Annotated in this window: 19 protein-coding genes; 8 read left to right on the top strand and 11 right to left on the bottom strand. The window is 70.8% G+C overall.

The features are described from left to right. Positions 1 to 14 precede the first annotated feature (14 nt). From E4F25_RS10520 to E4F25_RS10540, 5 genes are read right to left on the bottom strand one after another with little or no spacing between them, the layout of a single operon-like run. Positions 15 to 1,256 (bottom strand): cysteine desulfurase, encoded by a 1,242-nt coding sequence (locus tag E4F25_RS10520; protein ID WP_140910085.1) that lies wholly within the window; start codon positions 1,254 to 1,256, stop codon positions 15 to 17. Then, positions 1,253 to 2,524 carry a Fe-S cluster assembly protein SufD gene (sufD, locus tag E4F25_RS10525; protein ID WP_140910086.1) on the bottom strand — a complete coding sequence of 424 codons (1,272 nt, stop codon included), beginning with the start codon at positions 2,522 to 2,524 and terminating at the stop codon, positions 1,253 to 1,255. Before sufD ends, E4F25_RS10520 begins: the two co-directional genes overlap by 4 nt. Beyond that, positions 2,524 to 3,288 carry a Fe-S cluster assembly ATPase SufC gene (sufC, locus tag E4F25_RS10530; protein ID WP_140910087.1) on the bottom strand — a complete coding sequence of 255 codons (765 nt, stop codon included), beginning with the start codon at positions 3,286 to 3,288 and terminating at the stop codon, positions 2,524 to 2,526. Before sufC ends, sufD begins: the two co-directional genes overlap by 1 nt. Before the next feature lie 9 nt (positions 3,289 to 3,297). Then, the gene (sufB, locus tag E4F25_RS10535) at positions 3,298 to 4,746 is read right to left on the bottom strand and encodes a Fe-S cluster assembly protein SufB (protein ID WP_140910088.1); all 1,449 of its coding nucleotides are present in this window, start codon (positions 4,744 to 4,746) and stop codon (positions 3,298 to 3,300) included. A gap of 14 nt (positions 4,747 to 4,760) precedes the next feature. Further along, entirely contained in the window at positions 4,761 to 5,213 is a 453-nt protein-coding gene (locus E4F25_RS10540) for an SUF system Fe-S cluster assembly regulator (protein WP_140910089.1), read from the bottom strand. Positions 5,214 to 5,352: 139 nt separating this feature from the next. Here E4F25_RS10540 and E4F25_RS10545 point away from each other — a divergent pair, with 139 nt between their 5' ends. Continuing rightward, positions 5,353 to 5,817, top strand: coding sequence for an SET domain-containing protein (locus tag E4F25_RS10545; protein WP_140910090.1), 465 nt, complete (start codon positions 5,353 to 5,355; stop codon positions 5,815 to 5,817). A gap of 81 nt (positions 5,818 to 5,898) precedes the next feature. Further along, complete coding sequence (locus E4F25_RS10550; protein WP_140910091.1) at positions 5,899 to 8,124, top strand: DUF5916 domain-containing protein; 2,226 nt, start codon at positions 5,899 to 5,901, stop codon at positions 8,122 to 8,124. Positions 8,125 to 8,128: 4 nt separating this feature from the next. Here E4F25_RS10550 and E4F25_RS10555 read toward each other — a convergent pair whose 3' ends face one another. Then, a complete protein-coding gene (locus E4F25_RS10555) occupies positions 8,129 to 10,765 on the bottom strand; it encodes a helix-turn-helix transcriptional regulator (protein ID WP_140910092.1) in 2,637 nt (878 codons plus the stop codon). A gap of 189 nt (positions 10,766 to 10,954) precedes the next feature. Between E4F25_RS10555 and E4F25_RS10560 the strand changes: the two genes are divergently transcribed. After that, complete coding sequence (locus E4F25_RS10560; protein WP_220433210.1) at positions 10,955 to 14,851, top strand: autotransporter domain-containing protein; 3,897 nt, start codon at positions 10,955 to 10,957, stop codon at positions 14,849 to 14,851. Between the two features lie 16 nt (positions 14,852 to 14,867). Here E4F25_RS10560 and E4F25_RS10565 read toward each other — a convergent pair whose 3' ends face one another. The 4 genes from E4F25_RS10565 to fusA form a co-directional block, all read right to left on the bottom strand. Further along, positions 14,868 to 15,605 carry a hypothetical protein gene (locus tag E4F25_RS10565; RefSeq protein ID WP_140910094.1) on the bottom strand — a complete coding sequence of 246 codons (738 nt, stop codon included), beginning with the start codon at positions 15,603 to 15,605 and terminating at the stop codon, positions 14,868 to 14,870. A 14-nt stretch (positions 15,606 to 15,619) separates the two neighbouring features. Then, on the bottom strand, positions 15,620 to 16,186 hold the full coding sequence (locus tag E4F25_RS10570; protein ID WP_140910095.1) for a YceB family lipoprotein: 567 nt from the start codon (positions 16,184 to 16,186) through the stop codon (positions 15,620 to 15,622). A gap of 121 nt (positions 16,187 to 16,307) precedes the next feature. Then, a complete protein-coding gene (locus E4F25_RS10575) occupies positions 16,308 to 16,688 on the bottom strand; it encodes an HU family DNA-binding protein (protein ID WP_140910096.1) in 381 nt (126 codons plus the stop codon). Between the two features lie 169 nt (positions 16,689 to 16,857). Further along, positions 16,858 to 18,912 (bottom strand): elongation factor G, encoded by a 2,055-nt coding sequence (gene fusA, locus E4F25_RS10580; RefSeq protein WP_140910097.1) that lies wholly within the window; start codon positions 18,910 to 18,912, stop codon positions 16,858 to 16,860. Positions 18,913 to 19,043: 131 nt separating this feature from the next. Between fusA and E4F25_RS10585 the strand changes: the two genes are divergently transcribed. Together E4F25_RS10585 and E4F25_RS10590 are read left to right on the top strand one after the other, a co-directional pair. Next, positions 19,044 to 19,481, top strand: coding sequence for an OsmC family protein (locus E4F25_RS10585; protein WP_140910098.1), 438 nt, complete (start codon positions 19,044 to 19,046; stop codon positions 19,479 to 19,481). Positions 19,482 to 19,557: 76 nt separating this feature from the next. Then, on the top strand, positions 19,558 to 20,247 hold the full coding sequence (locus E4F25_RS10590; RefSeq protein ID WP_140910099.1) for a glycine zipper 2TM domain-containing protein: 690 nt from the start codon (positions 19,558 to 19,560) through the stop codon (positions 20,245 to 20,247). Positions 20,248 to 20,250: 3 nt separating this feature from the next. Here E4F25_RS10590 and E4F25_RS10595 read toward each other — a convergent pair whose 3' ends face one another. After that, the gene (locus E4F25_RS10595; RefSeq protein ID WP_140910100.1) at positions 20,251 to 21,135 is read right to left on the bottom strand and encodes a PhzF family phenazine biosynthesis protein; all 885 of its coding nucleotides are present in this window, start codon (positions 21,133 to 21,135) and stop codon (positions 20,251 to 20,253) included. Between the two features lie 77 nt (positions 21,136 to 21,212). Between E4F25_RS10595 and E4F25_RS10600 the strand changes: the two genes are divergently transcribed. The 3 genes from E4F25_RS10600 to murD are packed head-to-tail and all read left to right on the top strand — an operon-like array spanning position 21,213 to position 26,548. Continuing rightward, positions 21,213 to 23,795: a bifunctional aspartate kinase/diaminopimelate decarboxylase gene (locus tag E4F25_RS10600; protein ID WP_140910101.1), complete on the top strand. Its 2,583-nt coding sequence runs from the start codon at positions 21,213 to 21,215 to the stop codon at positions 23,793 to 23,795. Continuing rightward, positions 23,788 to 25,161, top strand: a complete 1,374-nt coding sequence (murL, locus tag E4F25_RS10605) for a UDP-N-acetyl-alpha-D-muramoyl-L-alanyl-L-glutamate epimerase (RefSeq protein WP_140910102.1) — start codon at positions 23,788 to 23,790, stop codon at positions 25,159 to 25,161. The genes E4F25_RS10600 and murL overlap by 8 nt, the downstream gene beginning before the upstream one ends. After that, positions 25,142 to 26,548, top strand: coding sequence for a UDP-N-acetylmuramoyl-L-alanine--D-glutamate ligase (murD, locus tag E4F25_RS10610; RefSeq protein ID WP_140910103.1), 1,407 nt, complete (start codon positions 25,142 to 25,144; stop codon positions 26,546 to 26,548). The genes murL and murD overlap by 20 nt, the downstream gene beginning before the upstream one ends. The last annotated feature ends 33 nt before the right edge of the window (positions 26,549 to 26,581 follow it).

Consider the following 26,581-nt stretch of genomic DNA (forward strand, 5'->3'; position numbering starts at 1 on the left):
CAGCGGGCCCCATGTCACGCAAGCAGTTTGCGCACCTTCTGCAGCGCGGCGATGAAGGCTTCGATCTCCGCGTGCGTGTTGTAGAACGCGAGCGAGGCGCGGCAGGTCGCCGGCACGCCGAAGAAGTCCATCAGCGGGTGCGCGCAATGGTGCCCGGAACGCACCGCCACGCCTTCCAGGTCGAGCAGGGTGGCGAGGTCGTGCGCGTGCGCGCCCTCGACCAGGAAAGAGACGACCGCCGCCTTGTCCGGCGCGGTGCCGATGATGCGCAGGCCGTCGACCCGGCGCATCTCTTCCTGCAGGTGCGCGAGCAGCTCGGCCTCGCGCGCGGCGATCGCAGCCATGCCGATGCCGTCGAGGTAGTCCACCGCGGTGCCCAGGCCGACGTGGCCGGCGATGTTCGGCGTGCCCGCCTCGAACCGGTGCGGCGGATCGTTGAACACGGTGCCCTCGAAGCTGACCTCGCGGATCATCTCGCCGCCGCCCAGGAACGGCGGCATCGCCTCCAGGTGCTCGCGGCGCGCCCACAGCGCGCCGGTCCCCGTCGGCCCGCACATCTTGTGGCCGGTCAGCGCGTAGAAGTCGCAGCCGATCGCGGCCACGTCCACGGGCATGTGTGGCAGCGCCTGCGAACCGTCGACCAGGGTGGCGATGCCGCGCTTGCGCGCCATGCGGCAGATTTCGCGCACCGGGTTGACGGTGCCGAGCACGTTGGACACGTGCACCACCCCGAGCAGCTTCACGTCCGGGGTCATCGCCGCCTGCAGCGCGTCCAGGTCGAGCGCGCCCTCCGGGGTGATGTCCACGACCCTGACCTCGGCGCCGGTGCGCGCGGCGACGAGCTGCCACGGCACGATGTTGGCGTGGTGCTCCATGCGCGTGAGCAGGATCGCGTCGCCCGGCCCCAGCCGCGGCAACGCCCAGGAGTAGGCCACCAGGTTGATGGCGAAGGTGGTGCCGCTGGTCAGCACCAGCTCGTCGGCGCGCACGTTGACGTGCGCCGCGAGCTTGCGGCGCGCGCCTTCGTAGGCCTCGGTGGCCTCGCTGCCGAGCGCGTGCACGGCGCGGCTGACGTTCGCATTGTGCTCGCGGTAGAAGGCGTCCGTGGCCTCGATCACCGCCGCCGGCTTCTGCCCGGTGTTGGCGGAATCGAAATAGACCAGCGGCTTGCCGTGGACCGTTCGCCGCAGCAGCGGGAAGTCCTCCCGGACGCGCGCCCAGTCGATGGCGGGGACCGCAGGCGCGGGGGCGTTCACGCCGCCTCCATCGCGGCCAGGGCGGCGTCGAGCGACGCCGTGAGCGCCTCGCGCAGCGCCGGGTCGTCGACCATCGCCAGCACCTCGCGGCAGAAGGCACGGGTCAGCAGGGTGCGCGCCTCGGCCTCGGGGATCCCGCGCGAGCGCAGGTAGAAGACCGCCGTCGGGTCCAGCTGGCCGACGGTGGTGCCGTGCGCGGCCTTGACCTCGTCGGCGTGGATCTCCAGCACCGGCTGGCTGTCGATCTCGGCCTGCTCGGACAGCAGCAGGTTGCGGTTCGAGAGGTTGGCGTCGGTGCCGTCGGCGCCGGCGCGGATGGTGATGCCGCCATGGAAAACGGCGCGGCCGCGGCCGGCGCCGATGCCGCGCCAGCCGAGCTCGCAGGCCGTGTTCCCGGCGATGTGGTCGATGCCCAGCCGGGTGTCGAGGTGGCGCCTCCCGGTGGCGAGTTCGACGCCGTTGGCCAGCAGCATCGCGCCTTCGCCCTCGAGGCGGACGTTGAGTTCGTGCCGCGACAGCGCGCCGCCGAGTTCCAGGTCCAGGCGCTGGTAGCGGGCATCGCGCGCGAGCACCGCGTCGGTGCGGGCGATCACGGTGGCGCGCGCGGATTCGTCCTGTACCCGGTAGTGGTGGAGCACGGCGCCCTGCGCCAGGTGCACGTGGGTCAGCACGTTGCCGAGGTTGGCGTGTTCGCCGGCGCCCAGGTGGTGTTCGACGATCGTCGCCTCGGCGCCGCGGCGCAGCTCCACCAGGTGGCGGGCGTGGACGGCGAGGTCGCCGTCGTCGGCGGCACCTACGAACACCAGGTGCAGCGGCCGGTCCAGGCGCGCGTTCTCCTCCAGCCGCAGCACCACGCCCTCCCGGGCCAGCGCCGTGTTGAGGCGCGCGAACACCTCGTCCTTCGCCGGGTAGCGGCGTTGCATGAAGTTGCCGGAGCGCGGATCCGGATCGGCCAGTGCCTCGGCCAGGGTCTGCAGCCGTACCGTCGCCGGCAGCGCGGCGAGGTCGGAGTGCAGCGGGTCGAAGCGGCCGTTGACGAACACCATCCGCGGGGCCGGGATGCCTTCGAACAGCGCGGCATCGACCACCGGCACGGCTGCCGGTACCGGGGTGAAGCTGCGACGCTCCAGCGCCCGCAGCGAGGTGTACTTCCAGGCCTCGCTGCGCGACAGCGGCAGGCCGTCGCGCAAGGCCGCGTCCAGCGCCTCACGGCGCCAGCCGGCGTCGTCCCCGAAACCCGCCGCCAGCGACTCGAGCAGGGCAGCCATCAGGCGGCGGCCTCCGGCGCGACGCGGTCGCGGATCCAGGCGTAACCGTGCTCCTCGAGCTGCAGCGCGAGCTCCGGTCCGCCGCTCTCGACGATGCGGCCGTCGGCGAGCACGTGCACGCGGTCCGGGCGGATGTACTCGAGCAGGCGCTGGTAGTGGGTGATCACCACGAAGGCGCGGTCCGGGGAGCGCAGGGCGTTGACGCCCTCGGCGACCGTGCGCAGGGCATCGATGTCCAGGCCCGAGTCGGTCTCGTCGAGGATCGCGAGCTTCGGTTCCAGCACCGCGAGCTGGAAGATCTCGTTGCGCTTCTTCTCGCCGCCGGAGAAGCCTTCGTTGACGCCGCGCTGCAGCAGCCGGTCGTCCAGGTGCAGCACCGCCATCTTCTCGCGCACGCGCTTGAGGAACTGCATCGAGTCCAGTTCCTCCTCACCGCGCGCGCGGCGCTGGGCGTTGAGCGCGGCGCGCAGGAAATAGGTGTTGTTCACGCCCGGGATCTCGACCGGGTACTGGAAGGCGAGGAACAGGCCGGCCGCGGCCCGCTCCTCGGGCGCCAGCGACAGCAGGTCGCCACCCTCGAAGGCCACTTCGCCGGCGGTGACCTCGTAGCCCTCGCGCCCCGACAGCACGTTGCCCAGGGTGGACTTGCCGGCGCCGTTGGGACCCATGATGGCGTGCACCTCGCCGGGCTTTACGTCGAGGCTGAGTCCCTTGAGGATCTCGCGGCCGTTGATGGAGGCGTGGAGGTTGTCGATCTTGAGCATGCTGGTTCCTTATCCGACCGCACCCTCGAGGCTGACCTCGAGGAGTTTCTTGGCTTCGACCGCGAATTCCATCGGCAGCTCGCGGAACACCTGCTTGCAGAAGCCGTCCACGATCATCGAGACCGCGTCCTCCTCGCCGATGCCGCGGCTGCGGCAGTAGAACAGCTGGTCGTCGCTGATCTTGGAGGTGGTGGCCTCGTGCTCGACCGTGGCCGAGGGATGCTTGACCTCGATGTACGGGAAGGTGTGCGCGCCGCACTGCTTGCCGATCAGCAGCGAATCGCACTGGGTGTGGTTGCGCGCGCCCTCGGCGCTGCGCTCGACCCGCACCAGGCCGCGGTAGCTGTTCTGGCCGCGGCCGGCGCTGATGCCCTTGCTGACGATCTTGCTCTTGGTGCGCTTGCCGACGTGGATCATCTTGGTGCCGGTGTCGGCCTGCTGGCGGTGGTGGGTCAGCGCCACCGAGTGGAACTCGCCGACCGAGTCGTCCCCCAGCAGCACGCAGGACGGGTACTTCCAGGTGATCGCCGAACCGGTCTCCACCTGGGTCCACACCACCTTGCTGCGCGCGCCGCGGCACTGCGCGCGCTTGGTCACGAAGTTGTAGATGCCGCCGACGCCGTTCTCGTCGCCCGGGTACCAGTTCTGCACCGTCGAGTACTTGATCTTCGCGTCCTCGAGCGCGACCAGCTCGACCACCGCGGCGTGGAGCTGGTTCTCGTCGCGCATCGGCGCGGTGCAGCCCTCGAGGTAGGAGACCTCGGCGCGGTCCTCGCAGATGATCAGGGTGCGCTCGAACTGGCCGGTGTGGCCGGCGTTGATGCGGAAGTAGGTGCTCAGTTCCATCGGGCAGCGCACGCCGGCCGGGATGAACACGAACGAACCGTCGGAGAACACCGCCGAGTTGAGCGCGGCGAAGTAGTTGTCGCCGACCGGGACCACGGTGCCGAGGTACTGCTTCACAAGCTCCGGGTGGTCCTTGATGGCCTCCGACATCGAGCAGAAGACGATGCCCTTGTCGGCCAGTTCCTTGCGGAAGGTGGTGCCGACCGAGACCGAGTCGAACACCGCGTCCACCGCCACGCCGGCCAGCTTGGCGCGCTCATGCAGCGGCACGCCGAGCTTGTCGTAGGTGTCGAGCAGCTCCTGCGGCACTTCATCCAGCGACTTGTACTTCGGCCCCTTGGGCGCCGAGTAGTAGCTGATGGCCTGGAAGTCGATCGGTCCGATCTTCAGCTTGGCCCACTGCGGCACCGGCATCGTCAGCCAGTGCCGGTAGGCCGCCAGCCGCCACTCGGTCATCCACTCCGGCTCTTCCTTCTTCGCCGACAGCGCGCGGATGATGTCCTCCGACAAGCCCGGCGGGAGCGAATCCGACTCGATGTCGGTGACGAAGCCGGCGTCGTAGCGACGGCCGAGCTGCTGCAGGATCTCTGCGTTTTCCACTGCGGTGTTCATGTCTGGGGAATCCTTCAGGCGCCGGCCAGGCGCGCGGGGATGGCCTTGCGCGCGCGGCGCGGGGCCGGCGGCGCGAGCATCTCGGCGAGGCTGACGGCGCGCAGGGCGTCGGCGACCACGTCGTTGATGCGCAGCCAGTTGGCGCGCACGCCGCACGACGCCTCGATGCCGCAGGTGCCGTCGTGCAGGCTGCATTCGGTCATGCCGAGCGGGCCTTCCATCGCCTCGACCACCTCGACCAGGCTGATCTCCGCGGGATCGCGCGCCAGCCGATAGCCGCCGGCGGCGCCGCGGAATCCTTCCACCAGCCCGGCCTGCGCCAGCGGACGCAGCACCTTGGCCACCGTCGGCAGTTCCAGGCCCGCGGCGGTGGCGAGGTCGGCCGCGCTCAGCACGTCGTCGTGCCGCGCGGCGAGCACGGTCAGGACGACGGTGGCGTAGTCGGTGAGGCGGGTGACGCGGAGCACGCTGGCATCCGGGAGGTCCGTTTCGGTCCCGATATCATACCAAAATCGTCTGTTTTTGCGTGCCCGCACATGGCCACTTCACGCCGCTTCGGGCGACAATCCCCGGTTTCGACCCGTCGTCGTCCCACAGGAAAGCTGAATGGCCCGCAAGATCTCCGCCCGCAAGTCCGACATCCACGGCAACGGCGTGTTCGCCCTGCGCCCGATCGCCAAGGGCGAGCGGATCATCGAATACAAGGGCAAGCGCCGCACCCACGAGGAGGTGGACGCCGAGGAGAGCGGCGACGTCGAGAGCGGCCACACCTTCCTGTTCACGCTGGACGAGAACTGGGTCATCGACGCCAACCACGGCGGCAACTCCGCGCGCTGGATCAACACCAGCTGCGAGCCGAACTGCGAGGCGGTGCTTGAGGAGGACGAGGAAGACCCGCGCCGCTCGAAGGTCTGGATCGAGGCGATCCGGGACATCCGGCCCGGCGAGGAGCTCACCTACGACTACGGCATCACCCTGGACGAACCGCACACCGCCCGGCTGAAGAAGATCTGGGCCTGCCACTGCGGTTCGCCGAAGTGCCGGGGAACGATGCTGTCGCCGAAGCGGTAGCGGAAGGTTGCAATGACCTATGACAGGCGGCGCCGGGGCCGGCGCCGGCTAGGCTGCGCGCACCCCTCCGGAGTCGGTTCCATGCGCCGCCTGCCAGCCCTGGCCACCCTGTTCCTCCTGTGCGCGCCCGCTTGGGCGATCGACGTGGACGGGCGCATCGACCCGGCCGAGTGGGAGGGCGCCGAGCACGTCACCGACTTCCGCGTGGTCGAGCCGCTGACCCGCGCCCCGTCGCCGTACCCGACCGAAGCCTGGATCAAGGCCACCCCCGAGGGCCTGGCGATCGGCTTCCGCAACACCCAGCCGGCGAGCGTGCCGCGCACCTACCAGCGCACCCAGCGCGACCAGGACGCGCAGGTGGACCGGGTCAACCTGATGGTGGACTTCGACGGCGACGGGCGCACCGGCTACAACTTCACCGTCAACCTGACCGACGGCATCCAGGACGCGACCATCACCAACGAGTCGCGCTTCAGCAAGGACTGGGACGGGACCTGGCAGCACGCCGTGGGCGAGGACGGCGACACCTGGTCGGTGGAGATGCTGATCCCCTGGCACGTCGCGCCGATGCGCAAGGGCAGCGACGGCCAGCGCACGCTCGGCATCTACCTGGACCGCGTGGTCGGCTCCACCGGCGAGCGCCTGGCCTGGCCGGACGCCAGCTTCACCCTGCCGCGCTTCCTCTCCGACTTCCGCAAGGTGACGGTTCCGGCGTACAGCCAGTCGCTGCTGGCGATCACGCCCTACGCGGTCGCCGGCTACGACAACGTGCACGGAGACGGCCACACCGACGGCGGCGTGGACATCTTCTGGAAGCCGAACGGCCAGACCCAGCTCACCGCGACCATCAACCCGGACTTCGGCCAGGTGGAGAGCGACGACCTGGTGGTGAACTTCGGCGCCAACGAGACCTTCTTCAGCGACAAGCGCCCGTTCTTCACCGAGAACCAGGGCATCTTCGAGTTCGGCACGCCCTCGGACAACAGCCAGCTGCTGTACACCCGCCGCGTCGGCGGCCCCGCGGACGACGGCAACGGCCCCGGCGACATCACCGCCGCGGTCAAGCTCAACGGCAGCCTCGGACGCTACAAGTACGGGCTGTTCGCCGCCGAGGAGGCGGACGCGGTCGGCCGCTCGTTCCGGGCGCTGCGCCTGGTCCGCGACTACGACCGCCAGAACGTGGGCATGATGCTCACCTACGTCGACCACCCCTGGCTCGAGCGCGAGGCCACCGTGCTCGGCGTGGACCACAACTGGCGCCCGACCGAGCAGTGGAACGTGCAGACCCGGCTGATCGGCAGCGAGATCGACCGTCCCGGCGGCACGCTGCGCGGCAGCGGCGTCACGGTCTGGGCCGACTACAACGCCGGCAATGGCTGGCGCTCGCAGTGGATCCTGATGCACTTCGGCGACAGCCTCGAGCTCAACGACTTCGGCTACCTGTCGCGGCCGAACCTCAACTACGCGCACTGGCAGGTCTCGCGGCGCTTCACCGACCTGCCAGGGGACTCCGCCTACGCGTCGCGCGAGTGGCGCTGGCGCATCGGCGGCAGCGACAACGACCACGGACTGGCCTTGCAGCGGCAGCTGCGCATCATGCTGCAGAGCCAGCGCCGCGACGGCGGCAACGAGTACGCGCAGGTCAACATCAACAGCGCCGGCCATGACGACCGCATCCTGCGCGGCCACGGCATCCTGCGCCTGCCGCCGAACTGGAACGCGTTCTACGAGCGCTCGAGGCCGCGCAAGGGCGACTGGGAACTCTACGGAAACGTCAACCTGCAGCGCAGCGGTCTCGGCGAGGACCGCGAGGTCGGCTACACCCTGCAATTCCGTCCGACCTACTTCGTGAGCGACGCCTTCAACGTATTTCTGGTCGCGCACGTGGAGAGCAGTCCGCAGTGGCTCGTGTGGCAACACGACAACCTGCTGGGCAGCTTCGATGAACGTTCGGTGGTGCTGAATGCCGGCATGAACTGGACCATCGGCGAGCGGCAGGAGTTGCGGATGAAGCTGCAGGCCATCGGCCTGGACGCGCGCCTGCGCCAGGCCTGGCGCGTGGATGCGGACGGTACGCCGGTGGCGGTCGACGAGCCGGTGCAGGACTTCAGCCTGCGCAATCTCGGTTTCCAGGTGCGTTACCGTTACGAGCTGGCGCCGCTGTCCGACCTGTACGTGGTCTACGGCCGCGGTGGCTACATGCTCGACGAGTTCGGCCGCGACGAGGCGTCGCAGCTGCAGGACGCCTTCTCGTTGCGCGACAGCGAGCAGCTGCTGGTGAAGCTGTCGTACCGCTTCGAGCTGTAGCCGGCTATTTCCTGATCCACGGTTCGTTCTGGACGCGCAGGACCGCCTCGATGCGGCTCTTGACGTTGAGCTTGCCGAGGATCGACGAGACATGGTGGTCCACGGTGCGCCGCGAACGGCAGAGCTGCTGGGAGATCTCGTTGTTCGTCGCTCCGTCAAGCATGAGCGCGAGGACCTCCTGTTCCCGCTTGGTCAGGCCGAGCGGGTGGGTGCGCGCGGTCCGGTAGGGGCCGCGCCGCTCCTTCGGCATGGCTTTCTCCACGCCGAAAATACCCGCCAGCCTGCGCGCCTTGTCCACTGCGGCGCCCGCTTCCATGGGAACGAGTAGTTCCAGCGCGGCGGCAAGGTGGTGTGCGGGATCCTGTTCCGCCGCGGCAACGTGGGCGAGGGCCGCCGCGTACGGAGACTGCAGGTCCAGCCACAGGCTGCAGGCCTTGCGGGCATCGCCGTCGAGTTCCGCGACGATGGGGGCAGGCAGTTTCCGTGCGCGATCGCGTTCGAGCGGGTGGGCCACGCGCCTGGCCCAGAGGCGCAGCTCGCCCTCCATCCAGGGATTGAGGTTGGGCGGGTCCATGGCGGCCAGCGCCTCCAGGTGCCGCCGCGCGCTCTCCGGTGCATCGTGCAGCCAGTAGTGTTCGATCAGCGCAAGGCGCGCCGGGACGATGTGTTGTGCCTCGTCGGTGGCGATCGCCTGCGCCAGCACCTCGGTGAGTTCCTCGCGGGCCTTGGCCGCCTTCCGCCGCATGCGCACCCGCGCCAGGACCGACGCGGCCGGCAACCGCATGGCGAGGGTCGGGTGCGCGAGTTCGAGGACGCCACCGGCAATGGCCTCGGCGTCCCGCAGGCGGCCCTGCTCCATCCGCAGTTGCGCGAAGACGCCTGACAGGTGGTGCGTCCAGGAATCGAGGTCGTGCTGTGCATCGAACGCGATGGCCTCGCCGATGATCCGGTCCGCGAAAGCGAAATCACGGAAGTCGACCGCGTAGCACGACAGGTTGGTGTAGGCCCGCGCGGCGTGTTCGTGGAACCCGTGCTCCAGAGCCAACGCCAGGCTCTCCTGGAGCAGGCGGATGCTGGCCTCGTCCCCGTCGTAGGCCCCCGCGGTCCCGATGTTGTTGAGCGCATGGATCTTCACCTCCATGTCGCCAAGGCCCTCGGCCAGCTCCAGCGCCCGGCGTCCCCAGGCGATCGCCTCGGAGGCGCGGTCGCTCAGCATGTGCAGTTGCGACAGGTAGCTGTAGGCCATCGCCCGTTCCGGCGACGGCGCCGTGCTGTCGAGCACGCGGACCGCCTCGCGGGCGAAACGGAATGCCGTGGCCGCTTCGCCGCGGTACCAGTGCAGGTAGGCCAGGCAGCGCAGGTTGTCGCCCACCTTTTCGGTGCGGCCCAGCGCGCGCCATAGCGTCATCGCGTGGCGGCGCGCCTCGAGCACGTCGTCGTCGATCCCGAGCGCGAGCCCGGCCTCGTAGGCCCAGTTCTCGTACAGTTCGGCGGCCGTTTCCGGTTCGGCTTCGTCCACGAAGCGCAGCGCGGTGGCGAAGTGGGCCGCTGCCTCGCGATGCGCGCCGGCCGCGGCGGCGACCTTGGCGGCGCGGGGCGCGAGTTCCAGCACGCGTTTCCCATCGAGCGCACCCGCGGCGTGGTGGACCAGCAGGTCCAGCGGATGATCCCGGCCGTCGCCGGTCAGCGCCTCGAGCACGCGCGCATGGGTCGCCTGGAGCCGCATCACCGGCAATCGTCGCATCGTCGCCAGTCGCGCCAGCTCGTGCCGGAAGCGCAGGTGTCCGTCCTGGTCCTCGACGAGCAGCTTGCGCCCGGTGCAGGCCATCGCCAGCATTTCGCCGTCGGAACCGAACAGCGCGTTTACCAATGCCGCGTCGAAGGCCGCGGGAATGACGCTGACCGTTTCGAGGAAGGCGCACTCGCGCTCACCCAGCCGGTTCAGCCGGGCATTGACCGAATCGCGGACCGATTCGGGCACCTCCTCCCCGCCGGTTTGCCAGGCGGCCAGCAGCTCGGTCACGAAGAACGGATTGCCCCCGGTGATCTGCAGCAATTCCTCCGGCGCGAACAGGCCGCCCGTATCGATCCGGGCGACGCCGTCGAGCGTGAGTGGCGACAGCGCGATCCGGGAAGTGTGCGACGGGGGAAAGTCGGCGATGACCTGGATCAGCGGGTGGTCCGGCGCGATCTCGTCGTTGCGGAAGCTCATGACGATCAGCGCGCCCATCGTGGAAATGCGGCGACCCAGGAACTTCAGCAGGTCCAGGGTGGCGTGGTCGGCCCAGTGCACGTCCTCGAAGATCAGCACGCTGCCGCACGGCCCGTCCGAGATCTCGCGCCACAAGGCGTCGAAGATCAGCGCGGGACGGGCGTATTCCTCGATGAGCCCCCGCACCCGGTCCGGGAGGTCGGCCGCCATGTCGTGCAGCGGCCCCAACGGCCTGGCCGTGAACAAGGCTTCGCATCCGCCCCAGGCCACGGATGCCTGCCCCCGGAGGCGCTCGCGGAGTTCTTCCAGCAGCGCACTCTTGCCGATGCCTGCCTCTCCGCTGACGAGGGCGATCGCGCCATGCCCGGCGGCGGCCGCCTCGGCCAGCGCCAGCAGTTGCTCCATCGGTTCCTCGCGTTCGACCAGCATGGCTCCTGCGTCCCGCTACGTCGACAGCATGCTGCCACGAAACGCTGCTTGTTCCCCCGATGCGCACGGTGAAGCCGAAAAATGGGCATGCCTCCGCGGCGAAAGATGGGCACCGTCGCCCATATGGCGGCGCCTGCCCGGGACTAGGGTCACTGCGACAACGACCGGGAGTGCCACGGAATGAACGTCATGGAGAACCACCGATTGCTCGCGCTCGCGTCGCTGCTGGCGGCGGCATCGGTGATCGCGCTGGTTCCTGCGGCTCCTGCGGGCGCCCAGACGGTGGACTGGACCGGGTCCACCGATTCCGATTGGGACACCGGGTCGAACTGGGACACGAATGCCGTTCCCGCCGCGGGCGACGATGTCGTCGTCGACGACATCTCGAACAACGAGGCGTGGATCGGCAGCGGGGTCGTCGCCCAGGCCGACTCGATCCTGGTCGGGGAGCTCGGCGACGCGCTCCTCCACATCCTCAACGGCGGCACACTGACGACGACGGCGCCAAGCATTGCCGGTTGGGCACCCGGAAGCGAAGGATTGATCTCGATCGCCGGACTCCATGCCCAATGGAACAGCAACGACACCATCATCCTGGGCTACGAGGGTTCGGGTGTGCTGGCCATCAACGCCCAGGGACACCTGGCCAACAATGGCCACTCCCTGCTCGGGTTGCTGCCTGGCAGCGAGGGGGTTGCGATCGTCGGTGGGGTCGACTCGAGCTGGACGAACACCGGGAACCTCGTCGTCGGGGTGCAGGGGTCGGGATTGGTCGACCTGTCCTCGCAGGGCCAGCTCACCAGCGACGAGGGCTACATCGGTGCGGAGGCAGGCGGCGCCGGCGCGGTCAACGTGTACCACTCCGGATCGCAGTGGAACGTCGCCCAGGGCCTGTATGTCGGCTTCCGGGGCTTCGGAACGCTGGACGTCTCGGCCGGCGGAACGGTGTCGAGTAGCGCCGGCGTCGTCGGCTTCGAGGCCGGCTCCACCGGCAAGGCGGCGTTGAGCGGTGCCGGAACCACCTGGTCGAGCGGGAACGGAATCGTCGTCGGCTACGAGGGATCGGGCACGCTTTCGATCACGGATGGCGCGCTCCTCGCCAGCGGCCTGGGTTTCGTCGCCCAGGAGGCGGGCTCGACCGGCGATGTGACGGTCTCGGGAGCGGGGTCCACCTGGACCAACACCGGCCTGCTGCAGGTCGGCGGCCATGGAAAAGGATCGCTCGCGATCGAGGATGGCGGTACCGTCACGGTGGGGGGAGCGCAGATGCAGATCGCGTTCGCCCCCGGCGGAACGGGTTCGGTGGAGATTGCGCAGGGCACGCTGGCGGTCACCGGCGCCCTGCTCGTGGGGGGTGAAGGCGACGGCACCCTCGCGGTGGACGGCGGTGCGGTAACGAGCGGTTTCGCATCGCTCGGGCACGCCCCGGACGGCACGGGATCGGCGGTCCTTGCAGACGCATCGTCCTGGCAGGTGACGAGTACGCTGAACGTTGGCCATGAAGGCGCCGGCGAGCTCACGCTCGATGGTGGCAGCCAGGTGCAAAGCAGCAACGGCTATGTCGGCACCGAGGCGACGGGCGTCGGCCTGGCGACGATCGGCGACGGCTCGAGCTGGGACATGACCGGCGATCTGCACGTGGGTCATTTCGGCGAGGGGCGCCTGCGGATCCTGGATGGCGGGGCCGTGAACAGTGCCCAGGGGCTCATCGGCGCCGAAGCCGGCTCTCAGGGCGCTGCGTCGGTGGGCGGGACCGGCTCGTCGTGGACGATGACCGGCCAGCTGTTCGTCGGACACGACGGGGAGGCGGACCTGGTGGTCTCGGATGGTGGCACGGTATCCAACGCGACGGCCTCCATCGCCACTGGCGCGGGGTCGAGCGGCTCCGTCACGGTGACGGGAGCGGGGTCGGCCTGGACCAGCACTGGCTCGCTGGGTGTCGGCGGATCGGGCGCCGGCTCGCTGGCGATCGCCGAGGGCGGCAAGGTCAGCAGCGGGGTCGGCTCGATCGCGAACAACGCGGGCTCCACCGGCGTCGTGACCGTCGACGGAGAGGAGTCGAGCTGGGACAACACAGGCGATCTCCATGTCGGTTTCGGTGGCGTCGGCGAACTGGCGGTTGCGGACGGGGGCGCGGTCTCGAGCGACAACGGCTTCATCGGCATCAACGCCGGGTCGCAAGGCGAGGTCACCGTCGCGGGAGCGGGGTCGACCTGGAGCAATGCCGGCAACCTCTTCGTCGGCGTTGCCGGCGTCGGCGAGCTGACGATCGCCGACGGCGCCACCGTGGCCACCGGCGGCGGCGCCACGCAGGTCGCCGCGCTGGCCGGCTCCACGGGCACGCTCAACATCGGCGCCGCCGCCGGCGACGCCGCCGCGGCACCCGGCACCCTGGGCAGCGGCACGCTTGCCTTCGGCAGCGGCGACGGCACCGTGGTGTTCAACCACACCGCCGACGGCTTCGTCTTCGCACCGTCGTTCCACGGCCTGGGGACGATCGCCCACTACGCGGGAACGACGCTGCTGTCCGCGGACTCCAGCGGCTTTTCCGGCGCGGTCCACGTGCACGGCGGGAGTCTGCTCGTCGACGGCATCCTGGGCGGATCCGTAGCCGTGCACGATGGTGCCCTGCTCGGCGGTTCGGGCACGGTCGGGACGACGACGGTCGGCCCGGGTGGCACGATCGCGCCGGGCAACTCCATCGGCACGCTGGTGGTCGACGGAAACTACGTGCAGGGGGACGGCTCGACCTACCAGCTGGAGATGGATGCCGCGGGCAACAGCGACCTCATCGATGTCGCCGGCACCGCGCAGCTCGATGGCGGCACCGTGCAGGTGCTGCTCCTGGACGGCGTTGCCCCGATGGATGCGCCGTACACGATCCTGACGGCCGCTGGCGGGCTGGCGGGGACGTTCGATGCACTGGAGACTTCGATCGGTTCGACGTTGTTCCTGGCGCCGACGCTCGACTACGACAGCAACAACGTCTATTTCCTGGTCGCGCAGGGCATGGCGTTCGCCGATGCGGCACTGACGCCGAACCAGGTGGCGGCGGCATCGGCCGCGGACAGCCTCGGACCTGGCAACGTCCTGTGGGACGCGATCGCGCAGCTCACCGACGAGGCGGATGCGCACGTCGCTTTCGACGCGCTGTCGGGCGAGGTGCATGCGAGCCTGAAGGCCGGGCTGGTCGAGGACAGCCGTTTCATGCGCGACGCGGTGAACGGACGCCTGCGCTCGGTCCAGGTTGCGGGCACTCCGGACGGAACCGCCGCCTGGGGCATGGGCTACGGTTCCCGGGGCCACATCGACGGCGACGGCAACGCTGCCCGGCTGGATCGCTCGGCCCGCGGATTCTTCGTCGGCGCCGATATCGCACTGGGCGAGGCCTGGCGGGGCGGCATTGCCATCGGCCGGGGCAAGGCTTCGTACGACATCGACGACCGGATGTCGTCGGCGGACGTGGACAGCAACCTGCTTGCGGCGTATGCCGGGGCGCGGTTCGCGAACTGGGGCCTGCGTTTCGGCGCGGTCTCCCACTGGCACGACGTCGACACGCGGCGCGCGGTCGCCTTCCCTGGGTTCGCCACCACGGCGGAGGCGACGTACGAGGCGCGTACGACGCAGCTGTTCGGAGAGGCCGGTTACCGGATCGAGACCGGTGCGGCGGCCGTCGAGCCTTTCGCCGGGCTGGCGTACGTCAAGCTCGATGCCGATGCAGCCGGCGAGGGCGGCAGCGCGGGGCTGGAAGCGGCCGGCGAAGACATCGAGGGACTGTTCGCCACCCTCGGGCTGCGGGCGGCGAAGGACATCGCGATGCGGGATTCCCGTGCAAGCCTGTACGGCTCCATCGGCTGGAGGCATGCCTTCGACTTCGGGACGATTGCGTCGCGGCATCGGTTCGCAGCCGGCGGCGATGCCTTCATCGTGGAAGGGGTGCCGGTTGCCGAAAACGTTGCGCTGCTGGAGGCCGGGCTCGCGTTCGCGCTGTCGCGCAGTGCGGTGCTCACGCTGTCCTACAACGGATGGATCGGTGGCGGGATGGAGGAGCACGGCGCCAACGCATTGCTCTCCGTGCGCTTCTGACAGCGAATCGCTTCGTCTATTCGACCTCGCGCAGGTCGGCGTCGCTGATGCGCCACTGCCGCTGTTCCGCGCTGGCGCCGTCCACCACGGCGCGGCGCAGCGTGTAGCTGCCGTCGTAGTGGTGGACGCTGCCGTCGGCGTGCACCGCCTCCACGGCCACCGGGATGGTCACGTAGCGCGAGCCGGCCGCGCCCTCCACGCGCCCCGGCTCGCCGGTGCTCACGCTGACGCGCGTGGTATCCCCGAAGCCGCGCGCGAACTGGTCCGCGGTCTGGCCGCTGGCGCGGCCGCCGTCGCTCCACATGCCATAGGCGCGGGCATGCTGCCCGGCGTTGATCGCGCCGTAGTAGTTGCGCACGACGGCAGCGGCTTCCGCTGCGCCGGGTTCCGCTGGCGCGGCCGGTGCCGGATTCGTCGCCGCGGTCGATGGGGGCGGCATGCCTTCCGGCTCGCTGCCGGCCACGGGCGGTACCTCGAGCGCGAAGTCCGGGTCGTCCCCGGGCAGGTTCGCGACCGGCGCCTCTGGATCGGCGACCACGGCATCGCCCGCGTCCGCCGAGGCCGGCGGGGGCGGAGGTGGCGGTGCGTCGCCGTCGAACCCGGTGACCGAACCCCCGTTGGCCTCCGGCCGCGGCAGCGTGGCGACGCCGGCGGCGGTGTCGTCCGGTGCCCGGTCCGACGCATCGCGATCGCAGGCGGGGAGCAACAACAGGCATGCCGCGAGCGTGAGCGGGAGCAGGGGAGGACGCGACATGGGAGGTGCGTTCCTCACTGGTCCAGGTGCACCACCACGAGCCCGTTGTCGATCGTGGTGGCGCCGATGCGCCGCGACTGCAGCCGCTGAAGCAGGCTGTCGTCGAAACGGTACACCGGCTCGCGGTCGGCGTAATCGGCGAGCCAGCGGTCCACCAGTTCCCGCCCGGTGGTGCCGAGCGCGAACCTGGCCTCGGGCAGCTGCAGCGACTCGATGGTCGGGGAGTCCAGGTGCAGCCCGCGCGTGCCCGGGTCGTAGCGCAGGCCGCTGGCCAGCGCCAGGTGCCCGGCGACGGTTCCGCTGTCGCGGCCGGGGGCGCCGATGCCGACGTCGAAGTCCAGGCGCAGGCGGCTGCTGCCGGGAGGGATGCTCAGGCGCGGGTTGAGCACGCGCAACGACACCAGGCCGCCGAGCTTGTCGTAGTCGCGCGGGAAGCGCCGGTCGAGGAAGCCCTGCAGCTGGGCGGGCGTGAACACCACTTCGTTGCCGAGCAGCCCGGAGACGGCCGTGAGCGCAGCGCAGGCGGACAGCAGCGCGGTGGCGGAGAGCGCGACCAGCCAGGGGAGGATGCGGCGTGCCATGGGCGGCAGCTTGCCGCAGGGGCGGTGAACGCGCGGCAAAGAAAACGCCGGCAAAGAAAAAGGCCGGAACCAAGGGTCCCGGCCTCGTTCACCGCGGCGATGCCGCGGCAATGGCGATGCCTCAGGCGGCGGCGTCCTTGAGCTTCTTCAGCGGACGCACCTTGACCTTCACCGAGGCGGGCTTGGCGGCGAACCACTGCTCTTCCTTGGTGAACGGGTTGATGCCCTTGCGCCGCGGCTTGGCCGGGACGTTGACGGCGGTGATCTTCAGCAGGCCGGGGAGGGTGAACGAGCCCGCGCCCTTCTTGCTGATGGAGCCGTGCACCGCGCCTTCCAGCGAGGCCAGCACCGCGCGCACGTCGCGCGAGGCCAGGCCGGTCTGGTCGGCGATGTGCGCCACCAGGCCGGACTTGCTCAGCGCTTCCTTGATCGGCTTCGGGGCTGCCGGCTTGGCAGCGGCCTTCTTCGGGGCAGCCTTCTTTGTCGCCTTCTTCTTCGCCATAGGTGTCCTGTGTTGCTCGGTTGAGTCGATCGCAATGGATCGGGAGTGATCTGATGTGCCTGGAAATTCCCCCCGGCAAGCGGAATGTAGGACAAGTCCGCGCCGTCGCCAAGAGCCGAAGCGCCGTTTTCTTCGGGTTTTTTCGCGCTGCACCGCGGCAGGCGCGGGGTCAGTCTTCTTCGTGCCGGGGCTGCCAGGCGGCGACCAGCTTCTGCTGCACTTGTGCAGGAACCGGCTCGTAGTGGCTGAAATCAAGGGAGTATCTGCCGCGCCCGGCGGTCACCGACTTGAGCTCCGCGGCATAGCCTTCGAGTTCCGACAGCGGCACCTGCGCCCGGACCACGATCTCGCCGCCGCCGGCCGAATCGGTGCCGTTGATGCGCGCGCGCTTGGCCGCGAGGCCGCCGCTGATGTCGCCCATGTGCTGCTCCGGCGCCGACACCTCGAGCTCGACGATCGGTTCCAGCACCTGCGGGCCCGCCTTCAGGACCGCATCCAGGAACGCCTTGCGTCCGGCCGCCACGAACGCGACTTCCTTGCTGTCCACGCTGTGGTACTTGCCGTCGTACACGGTCACGCGCACGTCCTGCAGCGGGTAGCCGGCGATCGCGCCGCCGGCGAGCACCTGGCGCACGCCCTTCTCGACCGCGGGAATGAACTGCCCGGGGATGACGCCGCCCTTGACCTCGTCGGCGAACTCGAAGCCGCTGCCGCGCGGCAGCGGCTCCACCCGCAGGAACACTTCGCCGAACTGCCCCGCGCCACCGGTCTGCTTCTTGTGGCGGTGGTGGCCCTCGGCCTTGCCGCCGATGGTCTCGCGGTAGGCGATCCGCGGCGGGCGCGTCGCGACCTCGACCCCGAACCGGTCGCGCAGCCGCTGCAGCATGATCCGGAGGTGCAGGTCGGACAGGCCGCGCAGCACCAGCTCGTTGAGCTCGGCGTTGTGCTCGACCACGAAGGCCGGATCCTCTTCGGCCAGCTTGTGCAGCGCGCCCGCGAGCTTCTGCTCCTGGCCCTTGCTGGCGGCCTCCACCGCGAGCCCGAACATCGGCCGCGGGAACGCCATCGGCGCCAGGTGGATGTGGTCCTCGTCATGGCTGTCGTGCAGCACCGCGTCGAAGTGCAGGTCCTCGACCTTGGCCACGGCGGCGATGTCGCCCGGGATCGCCTGCGGCACCTCGACGTGCTCCTTGCCCTGGACCCGGAACAGGTGCGCGACCTTGAACGGCTTGCGGCCGTCGCCGACGAACAGCTGCGCGTCGCGGCGGATCGTGCCCTGGTGCACGCGGAACACGCCGAGCTTGCCCACGAACGGATCGTTCGCGACCTTGAACACGTGCGCGATCACGTGGGCGCCGGGGTCGGGCGTGGCAGTAATCGGGGTGGCCTTGTCGCCGCTGCCCTTCAGGAACGGCGCCGGGTTGGCCTCGCCCGGGTGCGGGAACAGACGCTCGGCGATCGCCAGCAGTTCCGGCACGCCGGTGCCCTCGCGTGCCGAGACGAAGCACACCGGGACCAGGTGGCCTTCGCGCAGGCACTGCTCGAACGCGTCGTGCAGTTCCTCGCCGCGCAGGCCGCCCTCGCCGAGGTCGAGATAACGATCCATCACCGTCTCGTTGACCTCGACCACCTGGTCGATGATCTTGCGGTGCCACTCGGCCACCGGACCCACGTCGCTGTCCTCCCCGGAGTCCGCGGCGGCCGCGCCGAAGCAGTCGACCACGCGCGAGCCGCCGTCCGCGGGCAGGTTCAGCGGCAGTACCTCGGGGCCGAAGCTGGCGCGCAGCGACTCCAGCAGGGCCCCCGCGCCGGGGTGGTCCAGCTTGTTGACCACCAGCACCCGGCACAGGCCGCGCGCCCGCGCGTGCTCCATCATCCGGCGCGTGCCGTGCGCCACGCCGGTGTCGGGGTCGACCACGATGGCCACGGTCTCGACCGCGGCCAGGCCCGAGAGCGCCGGCCCGCGGAAGTCCGGGTAGCCGGGGGTGTCCACCAGGTTCAGGTGGATGCCGCCGTGGTCGATCGAGGCGATCGCGGCATCCAGCGAATGGCCGCGCTCGCGTTCCACCGGGTCGAAGTCGGACACGGTGTTGCCGCGCTCGATGCTGCCGGGCGAGCCGATCGCGCCGCCGGCATGCAGCAGCGCTTCGAACAGGAGGGTCTTGCCGGCGCCGGGATGCCCGGCGAGGGCCACGTTGCGGATCTGTTCCGTCGTGTAGGGCATGAGCGATTCCCCATGGCCGGGGGCACAGCCTCCCGCAGCACCAGGCGAGGGTCAAGCCGCGCCGCAATGGAGCGATGACGGGCGGGGGAGTACCGTGGTGGCCACCTCCACCCCACACGAGGAGACCTGGAATGGGCATTTCGCGCTACGCCACCGCGCACTGGGAAGGCGACCTGAAGCAGGGCAACGGCCGGCTGGACACGCCCGAAAGCGGCCTGATGGACGCGGTTCCGTATGGCTTCAATACCCGCTTCGGCGACCGCAAAGGCACCAACCCGGAGGAACTGATCGCCGCCGCCCACGCCGGCTGCTTCACCATGGCGCTGGCCGCGAAGCTGGGCGAGGCCGGGCATGCGCCGGAAGCGATCGACACCCGCGCCGAAGTGGACCTGTCCACCGAAGGCGGGCCGTCGCTGTCGGCGATCCGGCTGAAGACCACGGCACGCGTGCCCGGCATGGACGCGAAGGCGTTCCGGGCCATCGCCGACGAGGTCGGCAGCCACTGCCCGGTGTCGCGTGCGCTGAGCGCGGTCCCGATCACGGTGGAAGCGGAACTCGCCGGCGGCTGAACGGCGCCCGCGGGGTTCAGGATGGTTTAACCGGCGTGAGGAGAGGATGCAGGCGAGCCTTTCCCGGACCGCCCGCATGAAAATCCTGACCGCTTCCTTCCTCGCCCTCGCGCTGGCGACCGCCAGCGGGGTCGCCACCGCACAGACGGTGGTGCCCGCGCCGTTCGACACCCGCGCCGGCGGCCAGTACGACGGCCGCTACGACGACGGGCGCTACGGAGACACCCGTTACGGGGACGGCTACTACGACTACGCCCGCGTGGTCCGGGTGGTCCCGGTCGGTGGCGGCCATGGCTACTCCGGCTATTCCCGCGAGTGCCGCAGCCGCGACTACGCCGACGACGGCTACTACGGCAGCGGCGGCTACTACGGCGGCGACCGCTACGGCCGCGACGACTACTACGGCGACCGTTATGGCGACCGCCGGGGCAGCAGCAACGGGCGCGCGGTGGCGTCGGTGGTGGGCAGCGTGCTCGGCGCACTGGTCGGCAGCCAGATCGGCGACGGCTCCGGCCGCATCGCGACCTCCGCGATCGGCTCGGCAGTCGGTGCGATCGCCGGCCAGCAGGTCTACGAGAACGCCCAGCGCCAGCGCAACGTCGGCCGGGTCACCGTGTGCGACCCGCTGCCTGGCGACTACGGCAGCTACCGCACCGGCGGCAGCGGCCAGTACGACGTGACCTACGAGTACGGCGGGCGCAGGCACACCACCCGCACCAACTACCACCCCGGCGACCGGATCCGCGTCCGCGTCATCGCGGAGTAGTAGTCACGCCCAGGCCATCGCGCCGCGGACGACGGTGCAGGCGCGGCCGCCCGACCAGACGTCGCCGGCCGCGTCCACCTCGAGCTCGATGATCGCGTCGTAACCGACCTCGCGGCCCTGGCTCACGCGGTAGAAGCCGCCGTCCCCGGGCAGTGCATCGCTGTGCGCGAGCCAGGCCGCGAGGGTCGCATTGGCGGCCCCCGAGGCCGCATCCTCGAAACGCGCCGGCGCGCCGACGAACGCGCGCACCGCCAGGTAGTACACCGGGTCGTCGCTGCGCGCGAACACGCACACGCCCATGCTGCCGGTGTCGGCAGCGAGCCTCGCTACGGCGTCCCAGTCGGGTTCGGCCGACCGCAGCGCGGCCTCGGAGGCGATCTCCACCAACCACCAGCGGCGCCCGCCCTCCATCAACGCCGGCGGAAGCACGCCGCGCGGCAGTCCGGGCAGGGCGGCCTGCAGCCGCGGATCGCCGGGGTCGACGACCTCGACCACCCGGGCGCGCGGCGTGCGCACGGCGATCGTGCGCTCGCGGCCGCTGCCCCGGATCCGCAGCGGCAGCAGGCCGGCGGCGCCCTCCTGCACCAGCAGTCCGTCGCGCGGGACCGCAAGGCCCGCCTCCAGCACCGCGTGCGCGGTGCCGATACTGGGGTGGCCGGCGAACGGCACCTCGTGCCGCGGGCTGAAGATGCGCAGGCCGTAACTGGCGTCCCCGTGGCTAGCCGGGAATACGAACGTGGTTTCCGGCAGCCGCGTCCAGCGCGCGATCGCCTGCATGGCGTCGTCGTCGAGGCCGGCGCCGTCGAGGACCACGCCCAGGGGATTGCCGGCCCCGGGGCGGTCGGCGAACACGTCGAGCTGCAGGTAGCGCCGCGCGGGATTGGACATCGTTCGACTAGAATGCCGGGAATGCCCGTCGTCGCGGGCAGGCGGCGCATTCTACGAGGTTCCTGGTAACGGCAGCGATGACACCACGCGACCGCTGGATCGTGCTCAAGTTCGGCGGGACGTCGGTGTCGCGGCGCGAGCGATGGGACACCATCGGCGGGCTCGCGCACGAGCGTTCCGCGGAAGGCGCACGCGTGCTCGTGGTGGTGTCGGCGCTGTCGGGCGTGACCAACGCATTGCAGGCGGCTTGCCAGGGCGACGACAGCGCCGCGCGCATCGCCGGGATCGTCGATCGCCACCTGGGGTTCGCCGCCGAACTCGGTCTCGACCCGGACGCCGTGGCCGGCTCGCACCTCGCCAGCCTGCAGGCGCTGGCCACCGATCCGCGCGCGGCCACCCGCAGCCTGGACTGGCAGGCGGACCTGCTGTCGCACGGGGAGCTGCTGTCCTCGGCCCTGGGCGCGGCCTACCTGCAGGCGCAGGGCCTCGATTTCGGCTGGTGCGACGCGCGCGACTGGCTGCAGGCACTGCCGCTGCCCGATCGCAGCGCCTGGTCCGACCGCCTGTGCGTGAGCTGCGGGCATCTCCCGGAAGGCGACTGGCGCGAGCGGTTCTCCGCGCAGGCGCCGCGGATGCTGCTCACCCAGGGCTTCATCGCGCGCCACCGCGACGGCGGCACCGCGATCCTGGGCCGCGGCGGTTCGGACACCTCGGCCGCGTGCTTCGGCGCGCTGCTCGGTGCCGAACGGGTGGAGATCTGGACCGACGTGCCGGGCATGTTCAGCGCCAACCCGCGCGAGGTGCCCGAGGCACGCCTGCTGACGCGGCTGGACTACGCCGAGGCGCAGGAGATCGCGACCACCGGCGCCAAGGTGCTGCACCCGCGCGCGATCGGCCCGTGCCGCGAAGCGCGGGTGCCGATGGCGATCCTCGACACCGCGCGGCCGGAACTGCCCGGCACCACGATCGCCGCAGCGGCCGAGCCGGTGCCCGGGGTGAAGGCGATCTCGCGCCGCAACGGCATCGTGCTCGTGTCCATGGAAACGGTGGGCATGTGGCAGCAGGTCGGCTTCCTCGCCGACGTGTTCGAGCGTTTCCGCCGCCATGGCCTGTCGGTGGACCTGATCGGTTCCTCGGAGACCAACGTCACCGTCTCGCTCGACCCGAGCGACAACCTCGTCAGCGGCAACGTGCTGGAGGCGTTGAGCGCGGACCTGGCCGAGGTCTGCCGGGTCAAGGTGATCGTGCCGTGCGCGGCGATCACCCTGGTCGGCCGCGGCATGCGCTCGCTGCTGCACCGGCTGTCGGACGTGTGGGCGACGTTCGGCCAGGAGCGCGTGCACCTGATCTCGCAGTCGTCGAACGACCTCAACCTCACGTTCGTGGTCGACGAAGCGGACGCCGATGGCCTGGTCCCGCTGCTGCACGAGGAGCTCGTGCGCAGCGGCGCGATGCCGATGCACGACGCGCGCGTGTTCGGGCCGAGCTGGCACGAGATCGCGCACGGGCGCCGCGAGCGCGCCGAGCCCTGGTGGGCGCGGCACGGCGACCGGTTGTTGGCGCTCGCCGCGCGCGGAACGCCGCGCTACGCCTACCACCTGGGCACGCTGCGGGAACGCGCGCGTGCAATTTCCACGGTGGAGGCGATCGACCAGCGCTACTACGCGGTGAAGGCGAATCCGCATCCGGCCCTGTTGCGCGCGCTGGCGGCGGAAGGCTTCGGCTTCGAATGCGTATCGGCCGCGGAAGTCGCGCGGGTGGTGGAAGCAGTCCCGGAGCTGTCGCCCGAACGCGTGCTGTTCACCCCCAGCTTCGCCCCGCGCGCCGAGTACGAGGACGCGTTCGCGCGCGGCTGCACCGTCACCGTGGACAACGTCGAGGCGCTGCAACGCTGGCCCGGCGTGTTCCGCGGCCGCACCGCGTGGCTGCGGCTCGACCTGGGTCGCGGCGACGGCCACCACCGCAAGGTGAGGACCGGCGGCAGCGAGGCCAAGTTCGGGTTGCCGGTGCAGCGCCTGCCGGAATTCCTCGAGGCCGCGGCCGCGCTGGACCTGCGGATCGCCGGCCTGCATGCGCACCTTGGCAGCGGCATCCAGTCGCTCGGCCACTGGCGCGACGTGCACGCCGAGCTGGCGATGCTGGCCGAGGGCATCCCCAGCGTCGAAGTGCTCGACATCGGCGGCGGCCTGCCGGTGCCGTACTACCCCGACGATGCGCCCCTCGACCTGGGGGCCTGGGGCCGCGACCTCGCGGTGGTCAAGGCGGCCTACCCGCAGTACCGGCTCGCCGTCGAACCGGGCCGCTTCCTGGTGGCCGAGGCCGGCGTGCTGCTGCTGTCCGCCACCCAGGTGGTGGAGAAGGACGGCGTGCTGCGGGTCGGCGCGGATGCCGGCATGAACGCACTGCTGCGGCCGGCGCTGTACGACGCCTACCATGCGGTCGCCAACCTGACCCGGCTCGATGCCGCGGCGGACACCGAAGTGGACATCGTCGGTCCGGTCTGCGAGACCGGGGACGTGCTCGCGCGGCAGCGGCTGCTGCCGGCGGCGACCGCCGAGGGCGATGTCCTGCTGGTGGCCGACGCCGGCGCCTACGGCATGGCCATGGCCAACACCTACAACCTGCGGGCGCTTCCTGCGGAGGACGTGATTGATGACTGACTGGACCTTCGATCGCGACGCGATCCGGGCATTCCGCTTCGTCCGCTGCGACTTCGACGCGGGCAGCGGCGTGGCGCGGCTCGTGTACGCGTTCGACGACGGCCCCGAGCTGGTCGAGACCGTGACGATCCCGGGCGCGCCGTTCGCGCTCGACGATGCACGCGCCGCTCGAGTGGAGGCCGCGCTCCGGCTGCTGCACCTGATCGCCGGCGTCAGCTACTACAAGGCCGCGGTGCCCGCCGAGATCCGCATCGACGGCTACGCGATCGACCGCGCGACCGCCGACCTGCTGCAGGCGGTGTACCGCAACGGCCTGGGCGAGTTCGCCTATCGCAACGGCATCGACCTCGACGGCAGGCTCGAATTCCCCGTGGGAGCGCGGCTTGCGGGCGATTCGTCGCCGACACCGCCCGAGGTCCTGGAGGAATCTCGCTCCGCCCTCGTGGCGATCGGCGGCGGCAAGGACTCGCTGGTCACGATCGAGGCCCTGCGAAAGGCTGGCGCGGCGCAGACCGTGACCTGGATCGGCGGCTCGCAGCTGATCGCGGCCTGTGCCGCGCGGACCGGACTGCCGACGCTCAACATCGGCCGCCAGCTCGCGCCGCAGCTGTTCGACTTCAACCGGCAGGGCGCGTGGAACGGGCACATCCCTGTGACCGCGGTGAACTCCGCGATCCTGGTGCTGGCGGCGGTGCTGCGCGGCGATGCCCAGGTCGTGTTCTCCAACGAACGCTCCGCCAGCTACGGCTCGCTCATTCCCGGGGCCGGCGAAGTGAACCACCAGTGGTCGAAGGGCTGGGAGTTCGAGCGCCTGTTCGGCGAACACGTGGAACGCCAGGTCGGCGGCGTGCACTACTACTCGCTGCTGCGGCCGTTGTCGGAACTCGCGGTGGCGCGGCAGTTCGCGAAGAGCGACCGCTACGATGCGTGGTTCTCCAGCTGCAACCGCAACTTCCACCTGCTCGGCGAACGGCCGACCAACCGCTGGTGCGGGGTCTGCCCGAAGTGCCATTTCGTGTTCCTGGCGCTGGCGCCGTTCATGTCGAAGCCGCGGCTGGTGTCGATCTTCGGCCGCAACCTGCTCGACGACCCGGAGCAGGCCGCGGGCTACGATGCGCTGCTCGAGTTCCGCGACCACAAGCCCTTCGAATGCGTGGGCGAGGGCCGCGAGTCGCGTGCGGTGATGTTCGCGCTGGTGAAGCGCCCGGAGTGGCGCGAGGACGCGCTGGTGCGCCGCTTCGAGCGCGAGATCCTGCCGCAGCTCGACGCGTCTGGACTGGCGATCGCGCCCTTGCTCGAGCCGATGGGGGAGCACCGCATTCCGGCCGCCGTGTGGGAGCAGCTGCGTGCGCATTTCACGGCTTGAGGGACGGCGGGTCGCGCTCTGGGGGTGGGGCCGCGAAGGGCGCGCGGCCTGGCGCGCGCTGCGCGATCCGGCCAACGGCTTCGACGCCGCGACCGACCTCGCGCTGTTCTGCAACGCGGCGGAGGCGGCCGAGGCCCTGGCGCTCGACCCGGGGCTGGTGATCGAGCCCGAGGCCAGCGCCGGGCGCCTCTCGGCCTACGATGTCGTGGTCAAGTCGCCCGGCATCAGCCCGTACGGGCCGGAGGCCGTAGCGGCGGCCTCGCGTGGCACTCGTTTCATCGGCGGCACCGCATTGTGGTTCGGCGAGCGCGCGGGCGCGGACGGAATAGTCCCCGGCAGCATCTGCGTGACCGGCACCAAGGGCAAGAGCACGACCACGGCGCTGCTCGCGCAACTGCTGCGTGCCGGCGGGCACCGCACTGCGCTGGCCGGCAACATCGGCATGCCCTTGCTGGAACTGCTGCACGGCGAGGCGGCGTACTGGGCGATCGAGCTGTCCAGCTACCAGACCGGGGACGTCGCCGACAGCGGCGCGCGGCCGCAGGTGGCGGTCGCGCTCAACGTGTTCCCGGAGCATCTCGACTGGCACGGCTCGCACGAGCGCTACGTCGCCGACAAGCTGCGTCTGCTGACCGACGCCCGCCCGCGGATCGCGGTGCTCAACGCGGCGGACCCGATCCTGGCCCGGCTGGCGCTCCCCGACAGCGAGGTGCGCTGGTTCAACCGCGAGGACGGCTGGCACCTGCGCGGCGACATCCTCCACCGCAGCGACACCCCGGTGATGGACACCGCCGCGCTGCCGCTGCCCGGGCGCCACAACCGGGGCAACCTGTGCGCGGTTCTGGCCGCGATCGAGGCGCTGGGGCTGGATGCGGCGGCGCTGGCCCCGCATGCCGCCGCGTTCACGCCGCTGCCACACCGCCTGCAGGTGCTCGGCACGCGGGACGGCCTCACCTGGGTCAACGACTCGATCAGCACCACGCCGCATGCCTCGCTGGCGGCGCTGGACGTGCACCGCGGTCGGCGGATCGCGCTGCTCGCCGGCGGCCACGACCGCGGCGTGGACTGGAGCGGCTTCGCCGCGGCCATGCGCGCGGCGCCGCCGACGGCCATCGTCACCATGGGCGCGAACGGGCCCCGCATCCACGCCCTGCTGGCGCCGGTCGCGGCGGAGGCGGGGTTCATGCTGTCGGCCGCGGACGACCTCGCCGAAGCCGTCGCCCAGGCGCGCGCGGCCCTGGACGGCGACGGCGTGGTGCTGCTGTCGCCCGGCGCGCCCAGCTTCGGCGCCTACCGCGACTACACCGAGCGCGGGCGCCACTTCGCCCGCCTGGCCGGGTTCGACCCGGAGGCGATCAGCGCCATTCCGGGACTCGGCATCGCCTGAAGCGGTACGCTGGCCGCCCCCGGAACGGAGCAC

The sequence above is a fragment of the Cognatiluteimonas lumbrici genome, from assembly GCF_006476065.1.
Taxonomy (GTDB): Bacteria; Pseudomonadota; Gammaproteobacteria; order Xanthomonadales; family Xanthomonadaceae; genus Cognatiluteimonas; species Cognatiluteimonas lumbrici.